Here is a 22,735-nt window from a genome sequence, read left to right as displayed (position 1 = left end):
AGCCGCCACCTGCCGTCGTGCACGGGTATGACACGACCTCGCGCAGCTGCGGCGGCGTCGCGAAGTGCCGAGCGAGGTGGCTGCGCCTCCCCTTCGGCGCACGCCGTCAGGGGCTGGCGCACGAAATCTTGGTGGCAGCGCCCGCACAATCGAGCAGCGCCGAGCCGGTGCACGGAGAGCTGCCGGGGTCGTCGCCGAACAGGATGGCGGTGGCTAGACGCTCGGAAGCGCGCACCTCGGTCAGATCGACCGATGCGATCTTCACCCGCACCTTGACCTCGCCGCTGGCCGCCGTCGCCTTCAGGCTCGCCTTGGCGATGCCGCCTGCATCCGCCGGTGACTCGGCCTTGAAGCGAAACACGCTGCCGTCGGCGCTGCCTTCGAACGCGCCCGGCGGCACGGCGGCCTCGAAAACCACCCGGCCGTCATCGTCGCTGACGACGATGCGCATCCCGCCGTCCACCGGCGAGTCCGGCAGCGCCGATATCGGGAAGGCGGCTTTGAGACCCATGCGATCGTCGTCGTCGTACGGCTGCAGCTGCACCTTCAGCGCGGCCACGTCGAGCAGCGGCGCCGGCGTGGCAACGCAGGAGCCGCCGCTGCAGACGTCGTCGATGGTGCAGAAGTTGAGGTCGTCGCACGGTGCGGCATTCGCGTCATGGCTGCAGGTGCCGGCGCCGTCGCAGGCATCGTCGGTGCAGACGTTGGCGTCGTCGGAACACGCGGTGCCGCCGGAAGCCAGACAATGATCGCCGCTCTCGCTGCAGGCGTTGCTGCATTCGCCGCCGCCCGCGCACGGATCGCCGGCATGCTGGCTGCAGGTGCCGCCCGCGCACGTGTCGGCGCCGTTGCAGAAGAGGCCGTCGTTGCAAGGGGCGGCGTTGGCGGGGTGGGTGCACGCGCCGAGGCCGTCGCAGACGTCGTCGCTGCACGCATTGCCGTCATCGCTGCAGCCGACCCCGGCCGGCGTGCGGCAGGCGTCGGCATCTTCGTCGCAGACGTCGGCGCACTCGGCGCCGCCGGCGCAGGGATCGCCGGCGTGCATGCTGCACGTTCCGCCGCTGCAGGAATCGGAGCCGTTGCAGAACACGCCGTCGTCGCACGTCGATTCCTGCGGCGGGTGCACACAGCCGACGCTGGTCGAGCAGGTGTCGGCCGTGCAGGGGTTCGAATCGTCGCACTGCGCGCTTACCGGCACGTGCGTGCAGACGTTTCCGGCGCACGCATCGGTCGTGCACGCGATGCCGTCGGAGCAGTCGTTGCCAGTGTGCGTGCACGCGTGCGCGACGGCGTCGCACGCATCGTCGGTGCACTGGTTGCCGTCGTCGCAAAGAGCCACACCGGGGTAGCCCGGCGTCTGCGCGATGCAGCCTTCGTCCTCGCACGAGGAATTGCAGCCGTCGCCGCTTTGCAGGCCGCCGTCGTCGCAGCTCTCTCCCTGATCGATCTCGGCGTTGCCACAAACGGGACACCCCTCCAGCGTCGGATCCACGACCAGGATGGGCGACGGCGAGACGGTTCCCTGCACGACAGGCGGCTTGGCAGAGTCGCGGTACTGGAAGGTGTTGCTGGCGCCGGCACCGCTGGCCAGGACCGAGCCGGTGGAGGCGACAGTGATGCGCTCGCGCCCCACGAGCAGATTCTCGCCGGCGTCGCCCGAGTTGTTGAGCGTGCCCGTGACGACGACGCGGCAAGCCTCGACGACGAGCTCGCCATGCGAGAACGAGGAGCTGGTGCCGCTTGCCAGCAGCGTGCCGCCGACGCTCGCGTTGGCCGCCGACTCCGCCAGCACGCGTCCGGCCACGCCGCCGTTGCCGCCGCTGGCGTCGATCGTGCCCGAGACATCCAGGTCGCCTGCGGCGTCCAGGCGCACTTCGCCGCCGCCCGAGGCCTGCCCGGTAACGTCGATCGATGCGGTCGAAGTCAGAGTGATGGCACCGTCGCTGGCCAGCTCGACGTTGCCGCCGCCGCCCTGGCCGCCCTTGGCCTTGCTGATGATCTGGCCTGCAATCGTGGTCTCCTCGCCCGAGAAGAACGAGATCAGCTCTCCGAAGCCGTCGGGCGGCGAGCCGTTGGCCTCGAAACGCACGTACTGCGACACGTCGATGGCGCCGCCGGCTTCGTACGACTGCAGGCCGCCATCGCCGGCAAAATTGTCGGAGGACTGGTGTCCTTCGGTGGACAGGTTGAGCCGGTTGGAGGAACCGCCGCCGACGATCGCCAGGTCGCCGCCCGCCTGCACGTCGATCTCGCCGCCGAAGCCGGCACCGCTGGTCGCGTTGGCCGTGATGTCCTCGGTGATCGAGACGTTGCCGGCGGCAAAGATGGTCACGACGCCGCCGTCGAAGTCGCCGCCGTTGACGTCGATGACCGCATCGACGTCCACGTCCGCGCCGGCCTGCAGCACCACGACGCCGCCGCTGCCGAATGCGCCGCCGGTCGCGGAGACACTGTCGTCGATGAGGATGGAGCCGAGCTCGGAGTAGATGGAGATGGACCCACCGTCAGACTCCGACGACGTCGCGGCCACGGTGATCTGCCCGAGAATCTCGATCTCCCCGGCAGCGCGCACCGTCACGCGCGCCGGAACATCCGCGTTGCCCAGGATCCTGCCGTCCAGCGACACGGTGCCGGTGCCGCTCGTGCACTGACCGGCGGAGGCTGCGGCGCAATCTGCGTGAACGAAGCACGTCACCGAAGAATCGAGCGAGCAGCGCCGGCGGGCCTGAACCTCGATGGCACCGCCGGCGCTGCCGCCGCCATCCGCATTTCCCCTAGCCTTGATCGCGTTGCCGCTGACGGCGGCGACCAGGCTGCCGCAGGAGATGACTCCGTCTCCGGTGTCGAAATCGAAGACGCCGGAGCCCTGGATCTGAACCGTCCGTGTGCCGAAATCGAGAATGGAGCCGTCGACGACGTCCACCTCCTGGCTGACGATGCACGGATCGGCCGCGGCCGCGCAGACGTCGCTCGCCGAGTCGGCGACGATGACCGCGTGGGCAGGAGTCGCCGAGGCAGCGACGCAGGCGAAGATGGCAAGCGCGATGCGCAGGCGCGCCGGGCACAGTGGCATGAGCATGTGGTCGATCCCCCTTGCGAGGCGCATCATGCCGCCGTTGCGGGGCTGGGGCCACAGGAGCGCGGGGAATTATGGCGTTGAAGTAATGGGGGAAGCGCTCGCAGCCGCAGAGGTCACCAGGCCGCAGCGCGCGAGCAGCTCGAACACGGCACTGGCCTGCTCCTCGCCGAAGCCGTCATCGGCTTCCAGGGCCGCCACCAGCGCATCCTCGACCCTGGCGCCATCTCGCAGCGCCTCGAGGACCGCGAACGCGCCTGCGGGCAGCTCCTTGGTGTAGATCTGCCCGTCCAGCTTGTAGAGCAGCAGACGCTGCGGTCGGCGCCAGTCGAAGGGCGCGGCAGCGTCGGGCGGCTCCTTGCGCCGCGCGAAGATCTCGCCGATGGCGAAGCGCGACTCGATCAGCCCCACGGCCTCGCCGAGAACCAGGCGCACCGACGAGAGGTCGCCGAGCGCGGCAAGCTCCTCCACCGGCACGTGCGCGTGCTCGGGCGCGTGGAACAGCTCCTTGAACCGCCACTCCAGGCGCGCCAGGTCCGGCAGCGCCTCCATCTCGGTGCTCTCGGGCGCGGCGGCAAGGAAGTCGGCCAGGCCTTCGCCATAGTCGCTCAGGTTGTAGGAGGAAGACGGATGCTCCGCGATGTAGCGGCGGCAGACGTCGAAGAAGCCTTCGTCGCCGAGCACCCACCACACCGCCTCGTACGTCTCGCCGAGTTGTTCGGTAAGGCGCGCGCGGTAGCCGCGCCGGTAGACGTCGAGCGCTCCCTCGGCATCGAGATCGCCGCCCGGAATGATCTCGCTGCCGGCAAGCGGGAGGGCAGTGCCGTCGATCAGGCTGCGAGCGAGGTCCGACTGCAGCGCATCGAGCCGGCGCGGTTCGGACTTCGCGCTCACGCCGCCACTGCTCCCTCGCCGGCAACGGCGCTCGGGGCGCCGCACGCGGCAGCCACAGATCGTCGCAGCGTTCCGATCACGGCCATCACGCCGCCGCGCCTTCCGCGCCGGGATGATGGCGCCGCGCGATCGCCGCCGCGCGCTGCGCTTCGGCTTCGAGCGCCGGGAACTCCGGAATGTCGTCGTCCCACTCGATCAACACCGGCACGCCGGGAAGGCGCGCGATGACATGGTCGAACAGCTCCCACACCTCCGCGCACACCGGCCGTGAATGCGTGTCGAACAGGTAGGCTTGCATGTCGGTGTGGCCGGCAAGATGGATCTGCGCCACGGAGGCCGGCGGAATGGCATCCAGGTAGGCACGCGCGTCGAAGCCGTGATTGCGCGCGCTGACGTAGACGTTGTTGACGTCGAGCAGGATGCCGCAGCCCGACCGGCGTGCGACCTCGGCAAGGAAGTCCCACTCGGTCCACGTCGAGGAGGCGTAGGTCAGATAGCTGGAGACGTTCTCCAGCACGATGCTGCGGCCGAGCGCGCCCTGCACCTCGTCGATCTGCTCGACGATCCACGCCAGCGCCTCGTCGGTCAGCGGCGTCGGCAGAAGATCGTGCACGTTGGCGCCCGCAATGCCGGTCCAGCACAGATGGTCGGAGACGAGGAAAGGATCGATGCGGTCTGCCAGCGCGGCGAGCTTGCGAAGATAGCGCGCGCGAAGCTCGGCGAAGGCATCGGCCGCCTGCGCGGTCGGGCGATAGCCGATGGATAGCGAGACGCCGTGAAGTGCGATGGGGAAATCGGCGCGGATCCGCTCCAGCACCTGGAGCGGACGGCCGTGGCTGTCCATGTAGTTTTCGGAGATGGCCTCGAACCACGTCACCGCGGTTCGAGGCCGTTCCAGAAGACACGGGTAGTGGACGGGGCGCAGCCCCACTCCTACCGCGTTGACCGCGGCTGCAGCGTCGCGATCAGTGGGCGTGGCCGCCGCCATCCTTGAATTTTCCGCCCTTCGCCTCGCAATCGGCCTTGGTCATGCTGATCCAGCCCTTGCCCTTGCACTCGTTCTTGCCGTGACAGCCGTGGCCGTCGCCGCCGCACTCGCCGGTGCCCTTGCACGAGTTGACGCCGTGGCACTCGCCCTTCTTGCCGCTCGCGTCGCCGCCCTTGGCCTCTTCGGCCACGCCGGTCGAGACGGTCGCTGCCAACAGCAGGCCGCCGAAGGCAGCCGTCATCAGAGCTCTGGTGGACTTCTCCATGTCGATCATTCTCCTTGTGCGTCCTCGGACGCGGGGTGTTCAGGTCGGGCAGCGAGAAACTGTCAGACGCAGGGCGGACAGTCCAAATTCGAGGGCGAACCTACGGCGGCACGAAGAATCAGCAGCGCATCGGTGGCGGTGACGCTGCCATTGCCGTCGGCGTCGCAGTTGCAGGGGTCGCAGGCCCGCACGCCGACCGCCGATGCCAGCGCCGCCAGGGCATCGCTGGCGGTCGGGGAGACGCCGCCGGAGACGACGACGCCGCAGACATCGCTGGATGGAAGGGTCGTGGTGGTCGTGGTCGTCTCGCCGAGCGTGGTGGTCGTCAGCGGAAGCGTGCCCGGGCAGGCGACGTTCGTGACCTTGACCTTGGGCAGCGGCCGAACGTTGTCGTCTTCGCCGCCGACGCCGGCGTTGGTGACTACGATGCTGAAGTCGGCCGCAGTGGGCACCTCGGTGTCGTAGAAGAAGCGGCAGCCGAGCATGGTTACGGGCCCGGAAAACGCAGTCAGCTGCACTACGGCAACTTCCAATCGGTCGATGTCGTCCTTGTCGTTGACGGCGATGATGCCGTTGCCGGTCAGCGCCCGCACGCAATCGGCGTTGCTGCCGCTGCCTTCGATCTCGCCGTCGGCCGAGCCGTACAAGAGATTGAAGTCCAGGTTGTTCACCTGCACGTCATCGATGAGCGAGATGGTGAGGACGCAGGTGTGCTGCTGCGCGTCGGCGGGACCGGCGACGGCGGCGAACAGCAGTGCGAGGAACAGCAAGGCCCAACGGTACATCGGCAGAATGTACCATGCGGCTTTCCTTCACTCGATCAGGTATTTGGCGGAGAGGGTGGGATTTGAACCCCAGGCCGCGAGCCGGCGAGCGGCGCGCTCGACGCTGTCTTGAATCGCGGCGCGAGAAGAGTGGCGGAGAGGGTGGGATTTGAACCCCGAGCCGCGAGCCGGCGAGCGGCGCGCTCGACGCTGTCTCGAATCGCGGCGTGAGAAGAGTGGCGGAGAGGGTGGGATTTGAACCCCAAGCCGCGAGCCGGCGAGCGGCGCGCTCGACGCTGTCTTGAATCGCGGCGTGAGAAGAGTGGCGGAGAGGGTGGGATTTGAACCCACGGACCCTTTCGGATCACACGATTTCGAGTCGTGCTCCTTCAGCCAGGCTCGGACACCTCTCCGTGAGAAGTCGGATTTAAGCCGCGACACCGGCCGTTCGCAACCCTGCTCCGGCGGGGATCCTCCGCGGGCGGCACTCAGCGGCGGCGGCGAAAGAACTCGCGCAGCAGCTCGCCCGACTCCTGCGCCAGCAGCCCGGATTCGACGCGAAACCTGTGATTGAGGCGCTCGTCCTCGGCGATGCGGTAGAGGCTGGCCGCCGCCCCAGCCTTCGCGTCGAGCGCCCCGAACACCAGCCGCTGCACGCGTGCCTGCACCATCGCGCCCATGCACATCACGCAGGGCTCGAGCGTGACGTACAGCGTGCCGCCGATGCGGAAGTCGCCCGCCGCCGAAGCGGCCCGCCTCAGAGCAATGATTTCGGCGTGAGCGCTGGGATCGGCGTCGGCGATGGTGCGGTTGCGCCCGCGCGCCAGCTCCTGGCCATCGCGAACCAGAACGGCCCCCACCGGCACTTCTCCGCCCGCAGCCGCCTCGCGTGCTTCGTCGAGCGCCAGCCGCATGAAGCGCTCGTCGCTGGCAGACAGGCTCACTGCGCTGCGGGCGCGCCGGGCTTGACCAGAGGCTCCTGCTGCATGCCCGGTCGCACCGGCGGCGCGAGCCGTTTCATCGCCGTGTTCTGCGGAGGGAACTTCTTGACGACGCCGGGAGCCTCGGGCTTGGGCGCGGCCGCCGCTGGCGGAGCGGGCGCGCCGCCTGCGGCTCTAGGCGGCTTCTTCTCGCGCGCGGCACCGGCCGCAGGCTCGGGCCGCGCAGCGGCAGGCGCCGGGGCCGGCTTCGGCACGCGTACCGTTTCCTCGACGGCAACCGGTGTGGGAGTCGGCAGCAGCAGCGCGCTGCCACCAGCGACGGTCGCAACGATCATGAGGATGTAGGCCCAGCTCCGTCGCACGATGGTCTAGGCGCACGTTACGCAGCCGAGGGGCGCTTTGCAATTCAGCAACGCGCCCTCGGCCGCTCAGGGTCAGACCGTGGTCGGGCAGATCAGCTCGCCGGGCTGGCCGACTGCCTTGCGAAGGACGCGCAGCGAATCGGTCGCGTTGATCGAGCCGTTGTTGTCGACGTTGCACAAGCGTGGATCGCACACCGCCAGGCCGACCGCCGCACGGAGCGTGAACAGCGCGTCCGTCGCATTGGGATTGGTTCCGGACGAATCCGTGGGCTTGCCGCACGGAACGCGCAGGCAGTCTGCGCCGCAGAACTGTCCCGGGGAGAACTGCGTGTTGCCATCGTCGCAGTCCTCGCCGAACTCGGTCTCGCCGTTGCCGCACACCGCGCCGCAGCCGGGAATCTCGGTGCCTGCGCACACGCCGCCGGTGCAGATGTCGGTTTCGGTGCATGCGTCCTGGTCGTCGCAGCCGCCGCCTTCGTTGGCGTTCTGCGCCTCGCACGCGTTGGCGTCCTCGTTGCAGACGCCTTCGTGGCATTGGTCGTCCAGGTCCGAGCAGTCGCGCACGTCGCCGGTGCAGACGCCGGTGTCGCAGACGTCGGTGACGGTGCAGAACTGGCCGTCGTCGCAGGGCTGGCCCTCGTTGGTGGGGACGCCGACGCAGCCGTCCGTAACCTCGTCGCACACGCCGAGCGCGCACGAGCCGGATGAGCCGGAGCAGTCCGGCGGCGTGCCGTCCATGCATCCGCTGTCGACGTTGCAGATCTCGGAACCGTCGCAGAAGACGTCGTCCTGACACAGGCCGTCGCTTCCCTGGTGCACACAAGCGTCGAGCTCCTCGTCGCACGAGTCGATCGTACAGGCGATGGAATCCGCGCAGTCGCGCGCCACGCCCGCGCACACGCCGCTCTGGCACGTGTCGTTGACGGTGCAGAAGCTGCCGTCGTCGCAGTTCTCGCCCTCGTTGATCGGATCGGGGTCGCAGGAATCGGTCGCCTCGTTGCAGACTCCCTCGTTGCACTGATCGTTCTCGATGGTGCAGTCGACGGGATCACCTTCTATGCAGCCGGCCTCGACGTCGCATACCTCCGCACCATCGCAGAAGACGCCGTCGCTGCACTCGTCGTGGCTTGGGGTGGAGACGCACTCGTCCGCCGACTCGTCGCACGTGTCCACGGTGCAATCGATGCCGTCCTCGCAACTGCGCGGCAGGCCGCCGCACTGCGAGTTCGAGCAGGTGTCGCCGACGGTGCAGAAGTCGAGGTCGTCGCACGAGTCGTTGTTGGGAACGAACGAGCAGCCGGTCTGCGCGTTGCACACACCGTCGGTACAGGGGTTGTCGTCGACGCATGCCGAGTCCGCCGGAGTGAAGACGCAGGCATCGCCGACGCAGACGTCGGTCGTGCAATCGATGGCATCGTTGCATCCGGCCGAATGCTGGCAGGTGCCGCCATTGAGTGCAGTGTTGCAGGTGTCGGTGGTGCAGCCGTTGTCGTCCGAGCACAGCGGAATGGCCGGATAGCCGGGAGTCTGAGCGATGCAGTTCTCGTTCTGGCAGTCGCTGCTGCAGCCGTCGCCATTCTGGGTGTTGCCGTCATCGCACGTCTCGGTTTCGTCGATCTCGGAGTTCCCGCACACGGGACAACCGTTGAGGTCCGAGTCGACGATGAGGATCGGCGCCGGTGATACCGTGCCATTGATGACGGGCGGCTTGTTGGCCGCGCGATAGGTGAAGATGTTCTGCCCCGCAGCGAGCACCTGGCTTCCCGCGTCCAGCCGCATGCTCTCGCGCGCGGTCAGCAGGTTGTCGGCGCCGGTTGCGTCGTTGTCGAGCAGCGCGCCCGAAAGAAGGCGCAGGCGGCACGCCGTCATGTCGATGTCGCCGCCGGAGACGCCGTTGCTCGTCAGGTCGCCCGACGACCTCGCATCCGCCCGCGATTCGAGGCGGATCGTGCCGCCGGCGCCGCCGCCGCCGGCGCTGACGTCGGCGCGGCCCGAGAACGTGATGTTGCCGTCGCCCAGAAGATCGAAGTTGCCGCCTCCGGCCTCGCCGCCGAACGCGTCGACGACACCGGCGCTGTCGACGTTGGACGCGCCGTCGACCGAAATCTCGATGTCACCGCCGGCGCCCTTGAGGCCTCTGGTCTTGGCCTGCACTTCCCCGTTGAAATAGAAGTCGCCGCGCACCGTCGCCAGCAGCTCTCCGCCAAAGCCGTCGGGCGCCGAGCCGTTCAGCTCCATCAGCGTGTTGCTGTTCAGGCGCAGGTGGCGTCCCGTATCGAACTCGAGCCCGCCGCCGTCGCCCGCGAACAGCGTGGCATCGGTGTGTCCCTCTGCCGCGAAGCGCGTCTTGTTGACCGCGCTGACGCCGGTCGCCGTGATGTCGCGTCCGGCGACGAACAGCATGTTGCCGCCGAAACCGGCGCCCGCGATCGAGCTTACCAGGACGTCGGCGTTGATCGTCGTGTCCACGCCCGCGCTGCTGTCGATCTCGCCGCCGTCGAAGTCGCCGCCGGTGGCGTCGATGTCGTCATTGACCAGCACGTTGCCGCCGGCCGTCAGGCTGACCGCGCCGCCGGCTCCGTCGGCGCCGCCGAGAAGATTGATCTTGCCGAGCAGCTGGATGTCGCCATCGATGGCATCGACGACGAGCTGGCCTCCATCGGTTTCCAGGGCGTCGCTGCTCAGGTTGACGATCTTGCGCAGCGTCACGTCATCGGCCGCACGCAGCGTGATGATGGCGGGCTGGTCGGAGGAGCCATTGATCGTCGAATTGATGTCCATGGTTCCTTCGCCCACGGAACAGGTGCCGAAATTGCAATCGGTGTTGCTCGAGCAATTGACGGGACTGTCCGCTTCTCCCGCACACGTCAGCTGCTCCGGGCACGTCCCGAGCTGGCAATCCGTATTGGTCGAACACCGAACTGTCGTGTTCAGCGTGCATCGACGGGCGTTGGGCATGCCGGGCGGAATGCAGGTGCCGAGCTGGCAGCTGCTGTCGTCGGTGCAGGTACGCGTGGGTTTGAGGCTGCAGCGCCGCGCACTGCACGCACCGAGCTGGCAGTCGTTGACGCCGACGCAGGCGCGCGAGCCGCTCGAGCACGCCCGCCGCGCCTCGATCTGCACCAGGCCGCTTTCGGTCGTGTCCGGCAGCCCGCCCGCGCCACGCGCATTGATGGCGGCTCCCGACGTATTGGTCAGCAGCTTGCCCAGGAGGATCGTGCCGCTTCCGTTGTCGAAGTCGAAGCGGCCGCCGCCGGTGACGTTGACGGTGCGCGTCCCGAAGTCGAGCGTCGAATTGTTGACGACGTCGACCTCGGTCGTGACGTTGCAGGGATTGGCCGCCGGCGCGCAGACGTCGTCGGCGTGATCGGCGCTGAGGGCAAAGGCCGAAGAGACCGGCGCCGCCGCAGTGAGTGCCAGAAGAGCAAGGGCGATGGTGCGGATGCGCATGCTACTTCACCGCCTCCGCGCTGCCGCGAACGTCGCCGCCGGCGTTGTCGCCAATGGTGGCACCGGATATGGCGTGGCCACGGCCGCTGGCCTCGACGCCCGCACCGCCATTGCCGATGACCTCGCTCGCCGACAGGTCGTGCCCGCGTCCCGTCAATCTGGCGCCGCTGCCCGCGTTCCCGGTGACGACGCCGTCGACGGTGGCGCCGCTGCCGTGCAGGCGGATGCCGGTGCCGGCGTTGTCGGCCGCCTGCACGTCCTTCAGCCTGGCGCCGTGGCCGGTCACGCGAAGCCCGCTGCGGCCGTTGCGCAAGGCGCTGACGTCGGAGGCTCGCAGGCCGCTGGAGCGGACCTTCAGCCCATCCTTGTGATTGGCGACCACGTCCACGTTGCGGATCTCGCGGACCGCCGTGCTGCCGGAAGCGGCGATGCCGGTTTCGAAGCCCGCGATCTGCGCGCGCGTCGCATCGGTTCCGCCGATGATGGTGACGCCCTCGCTGCCGCCGCGAACGACGCGGATGCCGGCGCCGATGCCCTGCCCGACCAGGCTCAGGCCGGAGAGATCGAGCCTGATTCCGTGCTGCCCCGCCGGCGTCGCGACAAAGAGACCGTCGCGAGAGCAGCGCTCGCTGACGACGGGATCGGTGGCCGAGAGCGCGGTGTCGCTGACGACGATGTCGCCGCAAGCACACGGCACGCGCCGACCCGCGACGTCGTCGCCGCATTCGGCTGCGCGCGCCGACGCCATCGGCAGAAGCGCCGCGGCGAGCGCCACCAGCGCGAAGACGCGCGCGACGCTGCGGCAGCCTTCGGCCGCGCCCGAAATCGGATGAATCAGTCCGGCAAGCATACGTTCTCCTAGTGGGAACAAGGCGATGGAATCGGCCCCCCGATCGAAAGTGACCACAGACTAATGGGGATCGGCGGCAGTGTATAGCTGCCTTTTCGCCCGCTTAGCCCAGCAGCGGGTCGAGACGGCCACTGCGCTCGAGCTGATACACCTCGTCGCAGCCGCCGACGAAGGTGTCGCCGATGAAGACCTGGGGAAAAGTCGGATGCCCGGTGACGCTCTTGACGCGGGAGCGCTCCTCCCCGTCCCAGGTGACGTCCTTCTCTTCGTACGAGACGTGCTTGGCGTCGAGCAGGCGCTTGAGGCGCACGCAGAAGGGACAACCCCGCAATGTGTATACGGTAACCGGCTTCACGCGGCCGCGAGGCTAAAGGCGCAAATGCGGCTTGGCAAGCCTTTCTCCGATCAACTCAGGAATTTCCGCAGACGCTGCACGACTGCGTCGAACGCATCCTGGTGCAGCCAGTGGCCGGCGTTTTCCACGGTCTCGACGGTTGCGGCGGGAAACATCGAGCGAATGGCCGGAAGATCGGCATCGGTGACGTAGCCGGAGCGCTCACCACGCAGGAACAGCGCGCGTCCCCCATAGACGCCGCTGCTGACGTCGGAGGAGAGGGCGGGCAAGGCCGCATGGATCGCGGCCAGCGGGATTCGCCATCGCAGGCGGCCGCTGGTCGGCTCTCGCTCGAGGTTCATTGCCAGCCAGCGCGCCAGCGCTTCGGTGCCTACTGCGTCCTGAAGCCGGCGCACGGCTTCCTCGCGCGTTTTCACCTCGACCAGATCGAGCGCCATGCATGCGGCAAGCGGCGTCTCCGACATCGCCGGCGCGCGCCGCGGGCCGATGTCCAGGACGATGAGGCTTCGCACGCGTGCCGCCGACGTCACGGCAAGCTGCATCGCGATCTTGCCGCCGAGGGAGTGGCCGAGCACGTCGGCGCTTTGGTGGCCAAGCGTGCTCATCAGCTCGGCGACGTCCTGCGACATCGCCGCAAGAGTCAGCTCCGGGTGATGAGGGCTGCGGCCGTGGCTGCGAAGGTCGGCCAGAACGATCGTACGAAGGTCGGCCAGAGCGCGCGCTACGCTGCGCCAGTTGGCCAGGGATCCCAGCAGCCCGTGCAGGACGAACAGCGCAGGTCCTCGACCGATGATCTCGTGATGGAGCGTCACGCCGGCACGCACGAAGCCACGCAAGCGCCGGCATCGCCAACGCCGCTACGATGGGGAAGTCTGCGCGGCCGTCGTACGGGCGTGATCAGCCCTTGCGCGCGACTTTCTCGCGGACGTTGTGGTATTCGACGGTCAGCTCGCCGACGAGCTGGTTGAGCTTGGTGATCTCTTCTTCGAGACGGTGCAGGCGGCCGCGGTCGGATTCGCCGCTGCCTTCGCCGTACTTGGTCTGCCAGACATGGATGACCACGACCGGCACGTTGTAGCGGCGTGCGAGATCAGCGGGCTGCATGCCCATCCTGGCCAGGCCCAGGATCTCCCTGATCTGCTGCTCGGTGTATTGAGTCCATCCCATGTTTTGATGTCACTCCGGCCTGCCCGCCCCTGATAAACTTCCTCTTGCGGCCCCGCAACGGCAAAGCTGGGCCTCTTCTGGCTTTTTCGCATAACGGCTCGGGCCCCGGACATGCATTTTCGTAGAGCCAAAAATGCTGCGGCAGCGTTGCTGCACGTCGCGAAATCAACAGCTTGGAAATATCGGCTGGTGCCATGTGCAATTCCGCACAGGGTGCGGGAGGGTCGCAGTGAAAGACGGCCTAAGGATTTCGATCGTTGCTATCAGCGGGCTTACACGGAGGTCAGCCACTTTGCCGGATGGGGGGTAGGTGCGGGGCTGCTGCAGGCCCTTCCCGATGCGCCGCCATGCCGCCATCAGTCGCAGCTCGACAGCCGCTCCTTCAGGCGGCCCCATGCCGCCATCAGTCGCGGCTCGACAGCCGCTCCTTCAGCGCCCGGTTTTCGAGCGACATGTCGGCCACGATCCGGCGCAGGCGGGCGTTCTCCTCTTCGAGCTGCGCCAGGCGCGCCTCGCTGGACGATGCTCCGCGGCCTGCACCGTCGCCCGATTCAGCGCCAGAACCATAGCGGCTCTGCCATCCGCGGATGACGAACTCGGGCACCTGGTAGCGCGCCGCCAGCTGCGATAGCGCCTCGCCACGCGCCGCCTGCCGGACGATCTCGCGGATCTGGTCTTCGGTGTAGGAACACCAGGACGTGCTGCCACTTACCCAACTCATTGCCTGTTCACCTCGGCGCAGTTGCGCGGAATCGGCTTCCGTCGGGAATGACCGGACGTGCTGCTGCTGTCAACGAGGTTACGGGAGCCGATGACCGCATCGCGCGGCGCGGCAGCACGGCAACCTCGGCCGTTTTCGCCGCCGCCGCCTCGTCGGCACCGCCGTTGACGCGGCGCGATCACGCCTGCGCCGTGGCTGCGCGCCGACCAACCCGGCGCGGCTCGGCTGCGACTTATCGAAGCCAACGACCGCGCCGCGGCCGGCGGCGGCCGTCGCAGTCGAGGGTCAGTGGATCAATCAGAGCGAGGGGATGCGCTCACCGCGGATCAGATCGTCGAGGCTCTGGCGCGCGCGGATCAGATGCGGCCGTCCGTCGCGGATCAGCACCTCGGGCGCCAGCGGCTTCGAGTTGTAGTTCGAGCTCATGGCCGACCCGTACGCGCCGGCCACCTCGATCACGAGCAGATCGCCGACCTCGGCCTGCGGCAGCAGCTCGGTGCGTACCACTCCACCTTCGCCCTGCGTGAAGATGTCGCCGGACTCACACAGCGGGCCGCCGACGACGACATCGCGGAGCGGCCGGTCGTTGTTCCCGTCCGCCGGCGTCAGCGACATCGGGTGGTAGGCGCCGTACATCGCGGGCCGGATGAGATTGTTGAAGCCCGCATCGAGCAGATAGAACTCGTTGGCGCCCATGCGCTTGACGGCCCGCACCTCGGCGACGAGGTAGCCGCTTTCCGCCACCAGATAACGTCCCGGCTCGATCTCCAGCCGCACCGGATGTCCGAAGCTCTTCTCGAGCGAGCGGCGCGTCGAATCCCAGCGCTCGAAGTAGGCCGGCACGTCGATGTGGCTCTCGGCTTCGCGGTAGGGCACCGGCAGTCCACCACCGGCGCTGATCGTGGTGACGTCATCGCCGATGGAACGCGCCAGCCGCTCCAGTGCGCCGCACACCTGCGAGAGGTGTTCGAGGTCGCTGCCCGAGCCGATGTGCACGTGTAGCCCGCTGACGGTCACGCCGCAGCGGCGCGCCAGCTCGACGGCGTCGGCGAGGCTCTCGTGCCAGATGCCGTGCTTGGAGTGCTCGCCGCCCGTGTTCGTCTTCTTGCTGTGGCCGTGACCGAAGCCGGGATTGACGCGCAACGTGACGGCGCCGCCGCCCACCTGTGCTGCATACTGCTGGATCATGTCGGCAGAGCCGCAGTTGACGTGCACGCCTTTGGCCACCACCAGATCGAGCGAGGAGCGGTCGAAGATGTCGGCCGTGTAGACGATGGGAGCGGGGTCTCCGGAAGCGCTGTAGCCGGCGGCAAAAGCGCGCTCCATCTCCCCTGCACTGGTGGCGTCGACCAGCACGCCGTGGCGGCGGCACAGATCGAGGATGGCAATGTTGGACAGCGCCTTCTGCGCGTAGCGCACCACGTCGAAGCACTCGAGGCTGCGGATGCGCTCGACGATGACGGATTCGTCGTAGACGAACACCGGCGTGCCGAAGCGGGCGGCAATGTCCTTGACCGCCACGCCGGCGATGCTCGTGCGGAAGCGGCTTCGGCGCACCGCGCCGCTCGTGGATGCTGCGTTGTCGGGAGATGTCATCGAACCAGCTCTTCCAGGCGCGTACCGAATGCGCCGGGCCACCTCAAATGGCGAGCGCCGCGCGGTCTACGGATCGAACAGCGCAAGCTGAGCGGTGGCGGGCAGCGGCACACGGAAAGCCGTGCTGTCCAGTTTGAACCCGCGATCGCTGAAGCCGAGCCGCGCACAGGCCGCATCGAAGCGGCGCGCCAGCATGTCCGCGTACGGGCCGGTGCCGTGCATCCGCGTCCCCCATTCACTTCTGTACAGCTTGCCTTCGCGCGCCTGTCGCATCAGGTCCAGCACGCGCCGTGCACGCGCCGGGTGATGCTCCTCGAGCCACTCCGTGAACAGATCGGCGATCTCCAGCGGCAGCCGGAGCAGCACATAACCCGCCGTGACCGCACCGGCTTCGCGCGCGGCTTCCAGGATGCGGTCCATCTCCCAATCCGTCAGTCCCGGAATCATCGGCGCCGTCAGCACCGCCACCGGCACGCCGGCCTCCGAAAGCCTGCGAATGGCCTCCAGACGGCGCGTTGGCGTGCTGGCTCGCGGCTCCATCGTCCGCGCCATGTCCGCATCCAGCGTGGTCACCGAGACGCTAACCTGCGCCAGGCCCCTGGCGGCCATGGGCCCGAGCAGGTCCAGATCGCGCAGGACCAGGGCCGATTTGGTGATCATGGCCACCGGGTGCGAGAACTCGCTCAGCACCGACACCACCGAGCGCGTCAGTTCGAGCCGTCCTTCAACGGGCTGATACGGGTCGGTGTTGGCGCCGAGGACGATCGTGCGCGGCTTGTAGCTCTTGGCCGACAGCTGCCGGCGCAGCAGGTCGGCGGCGTCGTGCTTGGCGTAGATCTGCGTCTCGAAATCCAGGCCGGGCGAAAGGCCGAGATAGGCATGGGTGGGACGCGCGAAGCAGTAGATGCACCCGTGCTCGCAGCCTCGGTACGGATTGATGGAGCGGTCGAAGGGGACGTCGGGCGAGTCGTTCGTGTTGATGATGGTGCGCGCCGTGTCGGCGAAGACGTGCGTGCGCGGGCTGGCCCGCTCCTCGTTCTCGCGCTGCCAGCCGTCGTCAAACTCCTCGACGGTCAGCGATTCGAAGCGGCCCGTCCGGTTGGAAACGGCGCCGCGGCCCCTGGCGCTGCTGTCTTTGCCCTTCACGCCAGCGAAGGTATAGCGAAAACCGTCCGCCGCCAAGCCGGCCGCGAGCTTTCCGGCTATTCGGGCGTGAACAGGTTGACGGGCTGGCCCGCTTGGACCGATCCGCGCCGGCCCACTCCCTCGCGCGTCACCAGCTCCTCGAGCAACGCAGCGTCGCCAGGGGTGTGGGCGAGAAAGCGCTCGCCGCTGTCGAGACGGCCCACGATGACGCCCGTCTCGGGCTCGCCGGTGCGGCTGTAGATCACGGTATAGCTGTCGATGCGGCCGCGGCCGTTCGGTTCGGCAGCCAGCGGCAGTGGACCTTCGGGATGGCGCGCCTCGGTCGCAGCGATGTCGAGGGCCTTGTCGGCGGCGGGCCTGGGGGCACTGGCGTAGACGCCCGCGGCGTGTTTGGTCAGGTACCAGCCGTTGGCGGTGACCAGCCCCTTGCTGCCGGGCTTCTCGCGCAGCCGCTGGACCATCGAGGCGATGGCGTGCGTGGAGTAGTTGTTGCCCGGCCCGCCAAAGTACGGCAGGCCGCCGGTGACGGTCAGGCCGCGCGGATCGATTTCGGAAATGCCGAGCGCCTCGCAGGCCAGCTCGACGGCGACCGGAAAGCAGCTGTAGAGATCAAACGCGTCCAGATCCTCGGACGATACGCCCGCGCTGGCCATGGCTTGGCGCGCGGCAAACGCCATCGCGGGACATGCATCGAGCCGGGGGCGCTCGCTGACGAACCAAGGATCCTCGCTGGCCTCGCCGCCGCCCCAGAAGTGCACCCACTTCTCCTCGGGAACGCCTAGCTCCCGCGCCTGCTCGGTGCTGGCCAGCAGCAGCACCGCGGCCTGATCGACGGCCATCACGGCGTTCATGTACTTCGTGTACGGGAACGCGACGATGCGGTTGGCTTCGCTGGCGGTGGCGATCTCCTGCGCCGATCGCGCCGTCGGAAACCATGCGTACGGATTCTTCGACGCCACTTCACTGAAGCGCGCGAACATCTCGCCGATGCGGAGGTTGTGCTCGGCGATGCCGAGCCCGCGCCGCGCACGCAGCGCGTTCTCGAACAGCGGATAGGTGTTGACGGGCAGATACAGCCCGTGCGCGTTCTCGAGATCGTTGCTACCGACGGTTTCCTCTCCGAACTTCTCCGGCTCCCCTTCCCCGCCCTTTGGCCAGTCCAGACGCACGCCGGCAGCGCGCGCTTTCATGAGGCTGGCGACTACATTGGCACCGGCGATCATGCTCAGGCCTGCGCGCCCGGCGGCGATCTCGCACGACAGGTAGTTGACGTACGCCTGCGGAGTGTTGCCGCCGACCGTCGAGACGATCTCGCGTGATGGATGCGCACCGACCGACTCGGCGATCAGGCGCGAGGCATTGGCGGGCTGCCACGCGAAGGTATCGACGCTTGCGACCAGCGAGAGCTTGTCGAACAGCGAAGCGCCGACGCCGCTGTCGGCGGCGGCCGCCAGCGCCGCTTCGCGGATTAGGTCGACTGGATTGCGTGCGGATGCCGGATCGATCTCGCGCTGCACGCACTGGCCCACGCCGATCAAGACGACGCTGGATTGCTTGGTCATGAGTCTCCCTGATTGGCAGTCGCCGAAGCGGGCGGCAGCGTGCGAGGCGCACCTGGCCCAGTGCCTCGCGGCGCGCGCGAAGATGGGGGAAATCAGACCTCAGTGCAAAACGGCGCGGTGCCGTGGCAGGCAAGCGGCACGCAGCACAGGCGCTGCGTGCCGCAAAAAAAAGGCACCGTTCCTTGCGGGACGGTGCTACGTCGATCAGGAGCCGGCCGCTTCCCTGGCTTCGTGCGCCGCCTTGATCTTGTCGAGCGAAACGGAGGCCGAAACCTCGTTGATGCGCTGCATGTTCCAGAAGTTGAGCGCCAAGGAGAGAACCGCCGCGACCATGGCGATCACTGCCATCGTGTTGGCGCTACCACTCAGCTGTACTTCGTTATCCGCCATGTCCCTCTCTCCCCGATGAGATCGTGTTTGATCGTGTGATTTCCCTGCTCCGCGGCAGAGTGGCGTCATCATACCGACCTGAGGGGCGGCGGGCAATGCACGCGGCGCCTTTGAGGATGTGCAAAAAACTTCTGGCACCGAGGACTTAGGGTGGCCAGGCAAAGGAGGTTCACGAATCGCCACGCCGCGGCGGGCGGCCGCTTGCGCGACCGTCCTTCCCGCTTATGCTCCCCCCATGCCGGTCGTGGAATTCTGGTACGAGTTCGCGAGCACTTACTCCTATCTGGCCGCCATGCGCGTCGAGGCCGCTGCCGAGGCAGCCGGGGCGCAGCTGGCCTGGCGCCCGTTCCTGCTCGGGCCGGTCTTCGCCGCGCAGGGCTGGAACGACTCGCCCTTCAACATCTATCCAGCCAAGGGCCGTTACATGTGGCGGGACATGGAGCGCCTGTGCAAGGCGGCGCGACTGCCGTTCCGACGGCCGAGCCGCTTTCCTCGCAATGGCCTCCTGTGTGCGCGAGTGGCCACACTTGCGGCCTCCGAGGGCTGGTGCGGCGCCTTCACGCGCGCCGTCTACCATGCCAACTTCGCCGAGGATGCCGAGATCGGCGACGCCTCCGTCGTCGCCGGCATCCTCGCGCAGCTCGGACGCGACGGACGCGCCGAGTGTGAGCGGGCGCAGTCGCCTGCGGTCAAGGACGCGCTGCGCGCGTCCACGGAAGAGGCCATGGCCCGGGGGATCTTCGGCGCCCCCACGTTCACGGTCGGAAGAGAAATGTTCTGGGGCAACGACCGGCTCGATCAGGCTCTGGCCTGGGCCGGCAGGACCGAGGCCGTACCCGAAAGTGAATAGCGTCCGGCTGCGGCCCGTCCTACGCGCAAATTCCAGCCTTGCGAGCCCGCGCCGGAACGCGCGGGCAGCGCGAGAAAATCAGAGGAGTCACACGAGATGCAGAGGGGTATGACCCTGGGCGCCATGATCGTCGGCGCCGTCGTCGGCGCGTCGGCCATGGCCGTGTATCGCGACATTCCACCTTCCCAGATCGGCCGTGACGCCGCCCGCGAGTTCTCGCGAGCCGCCGAAACGGCCGGCGAAATGCTCGGGGCCGAGCGCGCCTTTGCCCACTACCCCTCCGTCGATCTGGCCGATGTCGCCGAGCGCAGCATGGCCAGCGTCGTCAACATCTCCACCACCAAGGTCTCGAAGATGTCGGAAGAGGATCACCCCTTCTTCAGCGATCCGTTCTTCCGGCGCTTCTTCGAGTCGCCGCAGGGCCGTGGCATCCCTCGTGAGCGGCGCAGCCAGAGTCTCGGCTCGGGCGTGATCGTTTCCGAGGACGGCATCATCCTGACCAGCAATCACGTGGTGGAGCAGTCCGACGAGATCAAGGTGACGACCTCGGACAACCGCGAGTACGACGCCGAGATCGTCGGCAGCGATCCGCAAAGCGACCTGGCGGTGGTCCGACTGAAGGGCAAATTCGGAGACCTGCAGCCGCTGCCCTGGGGCGAGTCCTCCAAGCTGCGGCTGGCCGATACCGTCCTGGCCATCGGCAATCCTTTCGGCGTTGGCCAGACGGTGACGATGGGAATCGTCTCGGCTACCGGCCGCGCCAACCTCGGCATCACCGACTACGAGGACTTCATCCAGACCGACGCCGCCATCAATCCGGGCAACTCGGGCGGCGCGCTCATCAACATTCGAGGCGAGTTGGTCGGCATCAACACCGCAATCGTCAGCCGCACGGGCGGCAACCAGGGCATCGGCTTTGCGATTCCCTCCGACATGGCGCGCTCGATCATGGACAGCCTGGTGCAGACCGGGAAGGTCAATCGCGGCTGGCTGGGCGTTGCCATCCAGCCGCTGGACCGCGACATCTCCGAAGCCCTCGGCATCGATCAGGGGCAGGGAGTGCTCATCGCCGACGTCACCAAGGGCAGCCCGGCCGAGGAAGCGGGCCTGAAGCGCGGCGACGTCGTCCTGTCGGTCAACGGACGCGCCGTCCGGTCCACGGGTGAACTGCGCAACCTTGTCGCCGCGGCAGGCGCCGGCGGTGAAGTCGAGATCGAGGTGCTGCGTGAGAAGGAGCGCGAGACGTTCACCGTCGAGCTCGGCGCGCAGCCCAAGAACATGGGAAGGCGCGGAATGCCCAACGGCGAGGACGAGGAAGACGCCGAGAGCGACAGCGATGCCGAGGAGCGTGATGCGCCCGACTACGACAACGTGCTCTCGGGCCTGAGAGTCGACGACATCACCGACGAGACGCGCGCGCGCTTCCAGGTGCCGAAGAAGATCGAGGAAGGCGCCCTGGTCACCGGCGTGGACCGCTCGAGCATTGCAGGACGCGCCGGCATCCGGCCCGGCGACGTCATCGTCGAAGCGGACCGCAAGCCGGTAGGCAGCGCGGACGACTTCGAAAAGATCGCGCGCAAGGTGAAGAAGGATGCCTCCGTGCTGCTGCTGGTGGCGCGGCAGGACGGGACCGCGTTCGTGCTGGTCAAGCCCTAGGAGGAATGCTCGCCGGCTGCCGGCCCTGCGACGTTCGTGCTGGTCGGGCGGAAATTTTCGCCGGCTCCCGCGGAACGTCGCAGGCGGACGCGGCCTTCGCGGGTTCGCACGACCGCGGTCCAGGCGGTGCCGAGGGCCAGCACCCAGATCGCCAGCGCAAAGGTCGGAGAGTAGGCGAAGGCGCCGGGCCACAGCGTGTCCAGCGAGGCCGCGAACATGGCCGCGCCGCTGAAGAGGACTAGACGCTCTGGACGCTGCATCAGGCCGATCTTCAGATCGGTGCCGAGCGCCTCGGCCTTCGCTCGCGTGTAGGGAACGATGGCGGCCGCTCCCATGGCCACCAGCGACGCGAGCAGATGCGCCGGTTGCTCGCGGAAGTAGAACGCGGCCGACGCGAAGCAGAACGCGTCCGAATAACGATCCAGCGTCGAGTCGAAGAACTCCCCGGCTCGGCCGACGGTGCCGCGACGGCGCGCGATGCGCCCGTCGAGGAAGTCGAAGGCCGCCGATTGCAGGACGATGATGCCGCCGATGGTCAGATCGCCTGCCGCGATCACCGCCGCACCGGTGCTGCACGCCGCGCAGCCGCTCATCGTCAGTGTATCGGCGCTGATCCCGCGCCGTAGAACGAGCTGCTCGACGGGGCCCGCGCACCATGCGAAGCCCTGGCGGATCGTCGTGCCGAGAATGGCCGACCGGCCGCGGGCGGCCAGCTCTTCGTCGACCGGCGCGTCGTGCAGCACGAGGCTGCGAAACGCATACAGGAGCAGGCTCCCGATCAGATAGACGACCGGCAGCAGCAGCAGCACAAGGACGAGGTTCCGGCCGGGCATGCCAGCGCGCTCATATCGGCCGGCCCACCCCTCTTCAAGACAAGCTCGGACGCGACTGGCGCTGATCGAGGGCGCGCCAGTTCGTCGACGAGCTGCTGGCGGGCGCCTCAGCTTGCGAGCCGATGCTCGGGATCGTCGCAGCGGGAGATGTGCCGGACGCCGGCGACCCGCGTCAGGTCGGCGCGGCCGAGGTTCTGGAAACCCGCCTTTTCGATGCCGCGTATCGAGGAATGGTTGTCGGTGCTGACGACCATGTATGCGCGTTTGTCGCCGAGGCGGCGGCGCTCCGCGCATACGGCGCGAATCATCGCGGGATACACGCCACGGCCGCGATGGGTGGGCACGGTGACACACGGCCCGATGATGCTGTCACCCGGCTCGCACTCGACGAGATTGTTCGGCTCCCTGGTCGAGAGCCAATGCACCGCCACGATGCGGTAGCCGTCCAGGCCGACGTAGCACTCGGCATCGGGCTCGATGGTTCCCCAGTAGCTGGCTGCGCCGAAATCCTCGCGCACGTGAATCAGCGCGTTCCGCTCTGCGCGCGTGGCCGGCCGCACGTGCGTCAACGCGTCGGGAAACGGAATGCGCTCATCGCCGGTTAGCCAGCGCTGGTAGAGGAAATAGCTCTGGCGAAGATACAGCCGGCGGACCGCGTAGCGCGCCACACCGCGCGTGCCCTCCTCGTGCAGCACGAGCCGCGCAGCCGAAATCCAGCGACCTACCGTGGCCATTTCACGACCTGCCGTTGCGAGCCGGGCAGCGCGGTTGAGGCGCAGGCCTTTCGAGATGCGGACGAGTTCTTGGTGTCGGGACGGGGCGATGGACCGTCGGCTGTCGTAAGGGCGCTTTCATTGCGTTCCGGTCTG

Annotated in this window: 21 protein-coding genes and 1 tRNA gene; 2 read left to right on the top strand and 20 right to left on the bottom strand. The window is 68.0% G+C overall.

Translation table 11 applies throughout. The annotated features are described in order from the left end of the window. Positions 1 to 106 precede the first annotated feature (106 nt). The 18 genes from VEC57_16835 to VEC57_16750 form a co-directional block, all read right to left on the bottom strand. On the bottom strand, positions 107 to 3,079 hold the full coding sequence (locus tag VEC57_16835; GenBank protein HYC00801.1) for a hypothetical protein: 2,973 nt from the start codon (positions 3,077 to 3,079) through the stop codon (positions 107 to 109). Between the two features lie 69 nt (positions 3,080 to 3,148). After that, entirely contained in the window at positions 3,149 to 3,970 is an 822-nt protein-coding gene (locus VEC57_16830) for a DNA-binding domain-containing protein (GenBank protein ID HYC00800.1), read from the bottom strand. 85 nt (positions 3,971 to 4,055) lie between these two features. Further along, complete coding sequence (locus VEC57_16825) at positions 4,056 to 4,958, bottom strand: DUF692 domain-containing protein (GenBank protein ID HYC00799.1); 903 nt, start codon at positions 4,956 to 4,958, stop codon at positions 4,056 to 4,058. Continuing rightward, on the bottom strand, positions 4,936 to 5,223 hold the full coding sequence (locus tag VEC57_16820) for a hypothetical protein (GenBank protein ID HYC00798.1): 288 nt from the start codon (positions 5,221 to 5,223) through the stop codon (positions 4,936 to 4,938). The genes VEC57_16825 and VEC57_16820 overlap by 23 nt, the downstream gene beginning before the upstream one ends. Before the next feature lie 62 nt (positions 5,224 to 5,285). Further along, positions 5,286 to 6,008 carry a hypothetical protein gene (locus tag VEC57_16815; GenBank protein ID HYC00797.1) on the bottom strand — a complete coding sequence of 241 codons (723 nt, stop codon included), beginning with the start codon at positions 6,006 to 6,008 and terminating at the stop codon, positions 5,286 to 5,288. A 302-nt stretch (positions 6,009 to 6,310) separates the two neighbouring features. Further along, a tRNA-Ser gene (locus tag VEC57_16810) sits at positions 6,311 to 6,400 on the bottom strand. 75 nt (positions 6,401 to 6,475) lie between these two features. Beyond that, positions 6,476 to 6,931: a tRNA adenosine(34) deaminase TadA gene (tadA, locus tag VEC57_16805; protein HYC00796.1), complete on the bottom strand. Its 456-nt coding sequence runs from the start codon at positions 6,929 to 6,931 to the stop codon at positions 6,476 to 6,478. Further along, positions 6,928 to 7,290, bottom strand: coding sequence for a hypothetical protein (locus VEC57_16800; GenBank protein ID HYC00795.1), 363 nt, complete (start codon positions 7,288 to 7,290; stop codon positions 6,928 to 6,930). Before VEC57_16800 ends, tadA begins: the two co-directional genes overlap by 4 nt. 72 nt (positions 7,291 to 7,362) lie before the next feature. Continuing rightward, positions 7,363 to 10,740 (bottom strand): hypothetical protein, encoded by a 3,378-nt coding sequence (locus VEC57_16795; GenBank protein ID HYC00794.1) that lies wholly within the window; start codon positions 10,738 to 10,740, stop codon positions 7,363 to 7,365. A gap of 1 nt (position 10,741) precedes the next feature. Continuing rightward, positions 10,742 to 11,590: a right-handed parallel beta-helix repeat-containing protein gene (locus tag VEC57_16790; GenBank protein ID HYC00793.1), complete on the bottom strand. Its 849-nt coding sequence runs from the start codon at positions 11,588 to 11,590 to the stop codon at positions 10,742 to 10,744. A gap of 103 nt (positions 11,591 to 11,693) precedes the next feature. Continuing rightward, on the bottom strand, positions 11,694 to 11,945 hold the full coding sequence (locus VEC57_16785; GenBank protein ID HYC00792.1) for a glutaredoxin domain-containing protein: 252 nt from the start codon (positions 11,943 to 11,945) through the stop codon (positions 11,694 to 11,696). A 50-nt stretch (positions 11,946 to 11,995) separates the two neighbouring features. Continuing rightward, complete coding sequence (locus tag VEC57_16780; GenBank protein HYC00791.1) at positions 11,996 to 12,757, bottom strand: alpha/beta fold hydrolase; 762 nt, start codon at positions 12,755 to 12,757, stop codon at positions 11,996 to 11,998. 85 nt (positions 12,758 to 12,842) lie between these two features. Next, complete coding sequence (locus VEC57_16775; protein ID HYC00790.1) at positions 12,843 to 13,112, bottom strand: transposase; 270 nt, start codon at positions 13,110 to 13,112, stop codon at positions 12,843 to 12,845. Between the two features lie 403 nt (positions 13,113 to 13,515). Continuing rightward, positions 13,516 to 13,833, bottom strand: a complete 318-nt coding sequence (locus VEC57_16770) for a transposase (GenBank protein ID HYC00789.1) — start codon at positions 13,831 to 13,833, stop codon at positions 13,516 to 13,518. Between the two features lie 297 nt (positions 13,834 to 14,130). Next, the gene (lysA, locus tag VEC57_16765; protein ID HYC00788.1) at positions 14,131 to 15,429 is read right to left on the bottom strand and encodes a diaminopimelate decarboxylase; all 1,299 of its coding nucleotides are present in this window, start codon (positions 15,427 to 15,429) and stop codon (positions 14,131 to 14,133) included. A gap of 66 nt (positions 15,430 to 15,495) precedes the next feature. Continuing rightward, positions 15,496 to 16,575 carry a PA0069 family radical SAM protein gene (locus VEC57_16760; GenBank protein HYC00787.1) on the bottom strand — a complete coding sequence of 360 codons (1,080 nt, stop codon included), beginning with the start codon at positions 16,573 to 16,575 and terminating at the stop codon, positions 15,496 to 15,498. A gap of 56 nt (positions 16,576 to 16,631) precedes the next feature. Further along, entirely contained in the window at positions 16,632 to 18,137 is a 1,506-nt protein-coding gene (locus tag VEC57_16755; protein HYC00786.1) for an acetyl-CoA acetyltransferase, read from the bottom strand. Positions 18,138 to 18,341: 204 nt separating this feature from the next. Further along, positions 18,342 to 18,527: a hypothetical protein gene (locus VEC57_16750; GenBank protein ID HYC00785.1), complete on the bottom strand. Its 186-nt coding sequence runs from the start codon at positions 18,525 to 18,527 to the stop codon at positions 18,342 to 18,344. A gap of 235 nt (positions 18,528 to 18,762) precedes the next feature. Here VEC57_16750 and VEC57_16745 point away from each other — a divergent pair, with 235 nt between their 5' ends. Then, complete coding sequence (locus VEC57_16745) at positions 18,763 to 19,377, top strand: 2-hydroxychromene-2-carboxylate isomerase (GenBank protein HYC00784.1); 615 nt, start codon at positions 18,763 to 18,765, stop codon at positions 19,375 to 19,377. 96 nt (positions 19,378 to 19,473) lie between these two features. Continuing rightward, on the top strand, positions 19,474 to 21,033 hold the full coding sequence (locus tag VEC57_16740; GenBank protein ID HYC00783.1) for a DegQ family serine endoprotease: 1,560 nt from the start codon (positions 19,474 to 19,476) through the stop codon (positions 21,031 to 21,033). Here the strand turns inward: VEC57_16740 and VEC57_16735 are convergent. Together VEC57_16735 and VEC57_16730 are read right to left on the bottom strand one after the other, a co-directional pair. Further along, positions 21,030 to 21,866 (bottom strand): CDP-alcohol phosphatidyltransferase family protein, encoded by an 837-nt coding sequence (locus VEC57_16735; GenBank protein HYC00782.1) that lies wholly within the window; start codon positions 21,864 to 21,866, stop codon positions 21,030 to 21,032. The two genes, VEC57_16740 and VEC57_16735, sit on opposite strands and share 4 nt — an antisense overlap. Before the next feature lie 107 nt (positions 21,867 to 21,973). Continuing rightward, the gene (locus tag VEC57_16730) at positions 21,974 to 22,600 is read right to left on the bottom strand and encodes a GNAT family N-acetyltransferase (GenBank protein HYC00781.1); all 627 of its coding nucleotides are present in this window, start codon (positions 22,598 to 22,600) and stop codon (positions 21,974 to 21,976) included. Between the last annotated feature and the right edge of the window lie 135 nt (positions 22,601 to 22,735).

This window comes from Candidatus Limnocylindrales bacterium (assembly GCA_035626395.1).
In the GTDB taxonomy this organism is placed as follows: domain Bacteria; phylum Desulfobacterota; class Binatia; order UBA1149; family CAITLU01; genus DASPNH01.
The sequence above is the reverse complement of the archived record's forward strand: the minus strand, read 5'-3'. Positions and strand labels throughout refer to the sequence as shown.

Coding starts and splice junctions, on each gene's coding strand:
- VEC57_16835 (HYC00801.1), bottom strand. CDS start 3,079: ATGCTCATGCCACTGTGCCCGGCGCGCCTGCGCATCGCGCTTGCCATC.
- VEC57_16825 (HYC00799.1), bottom strand. CDS start 4,958: ATGGCGGCGGCCACGCCCACTGATCGCGACGCTGCAGCCGCGGTCAAC.
- VEC57_16820 (HYC00798.1), bottom strand. CDS start 5,223: ATGGAGAAGTCCACCAGAGCTCTGATGACGGCTGCCTTCGGCGGCCTG.
- VEC57_16815 (HYC00797.1), bottom strand. CDS start 6,008: ATGTACCGTTGGGCCTTGCTGTTCCTCGCACTGCTGTTCGCCGCCGTC.
- VEC57_16795 (HYC00794.1), bottom strand. CDS start 10,740: ATGCGCATCCGCACCATCGCCCTTGCTCTTCTGGCACTCACTGCGGCG.
- VEC57_16790 (HYC00793.1), bottom strand. CDS start 11,590: ATGCTTGCCGGACTGATTCATCCGATTTCGGGCGCGGCCGAAGGCTGC.
- VEC57_16775 (HYC00790.1), bottom strand. CDS start 13,112: ATGGGATGGACTCAATACACCGAGCAGCAGATCAGGGAGATCCTGGGC.
- VEC57_16770 (HYC00789.1), bottom strand. CDS start 13,833: ATGAGTTGGGTAAGTGGCAGCACGTCCTGGTGTTCCTACACCGAAGAC.
- lysA (HYC00788.1), bottom strand. CDS start 15,429: ATGACATCTCCCGACAACGCAGCATCCACGAGCGGCGCGGTGCGCCGA.
- VEC57_16755 (HYC00786.1), bottom strand. CDS start 18,137: ATGACCAAGCAATCCAGCGTCGTCTTGATCGGCGTGGGCCAGTGCGTG.
- VEC57_16750 (HYC00785.1), bottom strand. CDS start 18,527: ATGGCGGATAACGAAGTACAGCTGAGTGGTAGCGCCAACACGATGGCA.
- VEC57_16745 (HYC00784.1), top strand. CDS start 18,763: ATGCCGGTCGTGGAATTCTGGTACGAGTTCGCGAGCACTTACTCCTAT.
- VEC57_16740 (HYC00783.1), top strand. CDS start 19,474: ATGCAGAGGGGTATGACCCTGGGCGCCATGATCGTCGGCGCCGTCGTC.
- VEC57_16735 (HYC00782.1), bottom strand. CDS start 21,866: ATGCCCGGCCGGAACCTCGTCCTTGTGCTGCTGCTGCTGCCGGTCGTC.
- VEC57_16730 (HYC00781.1), bottom strand. CDS start 22,600: ATGGCCACGGTAGGTCGCTGGATTTCGGCTGCGCGGCTCGTGCTGCAC.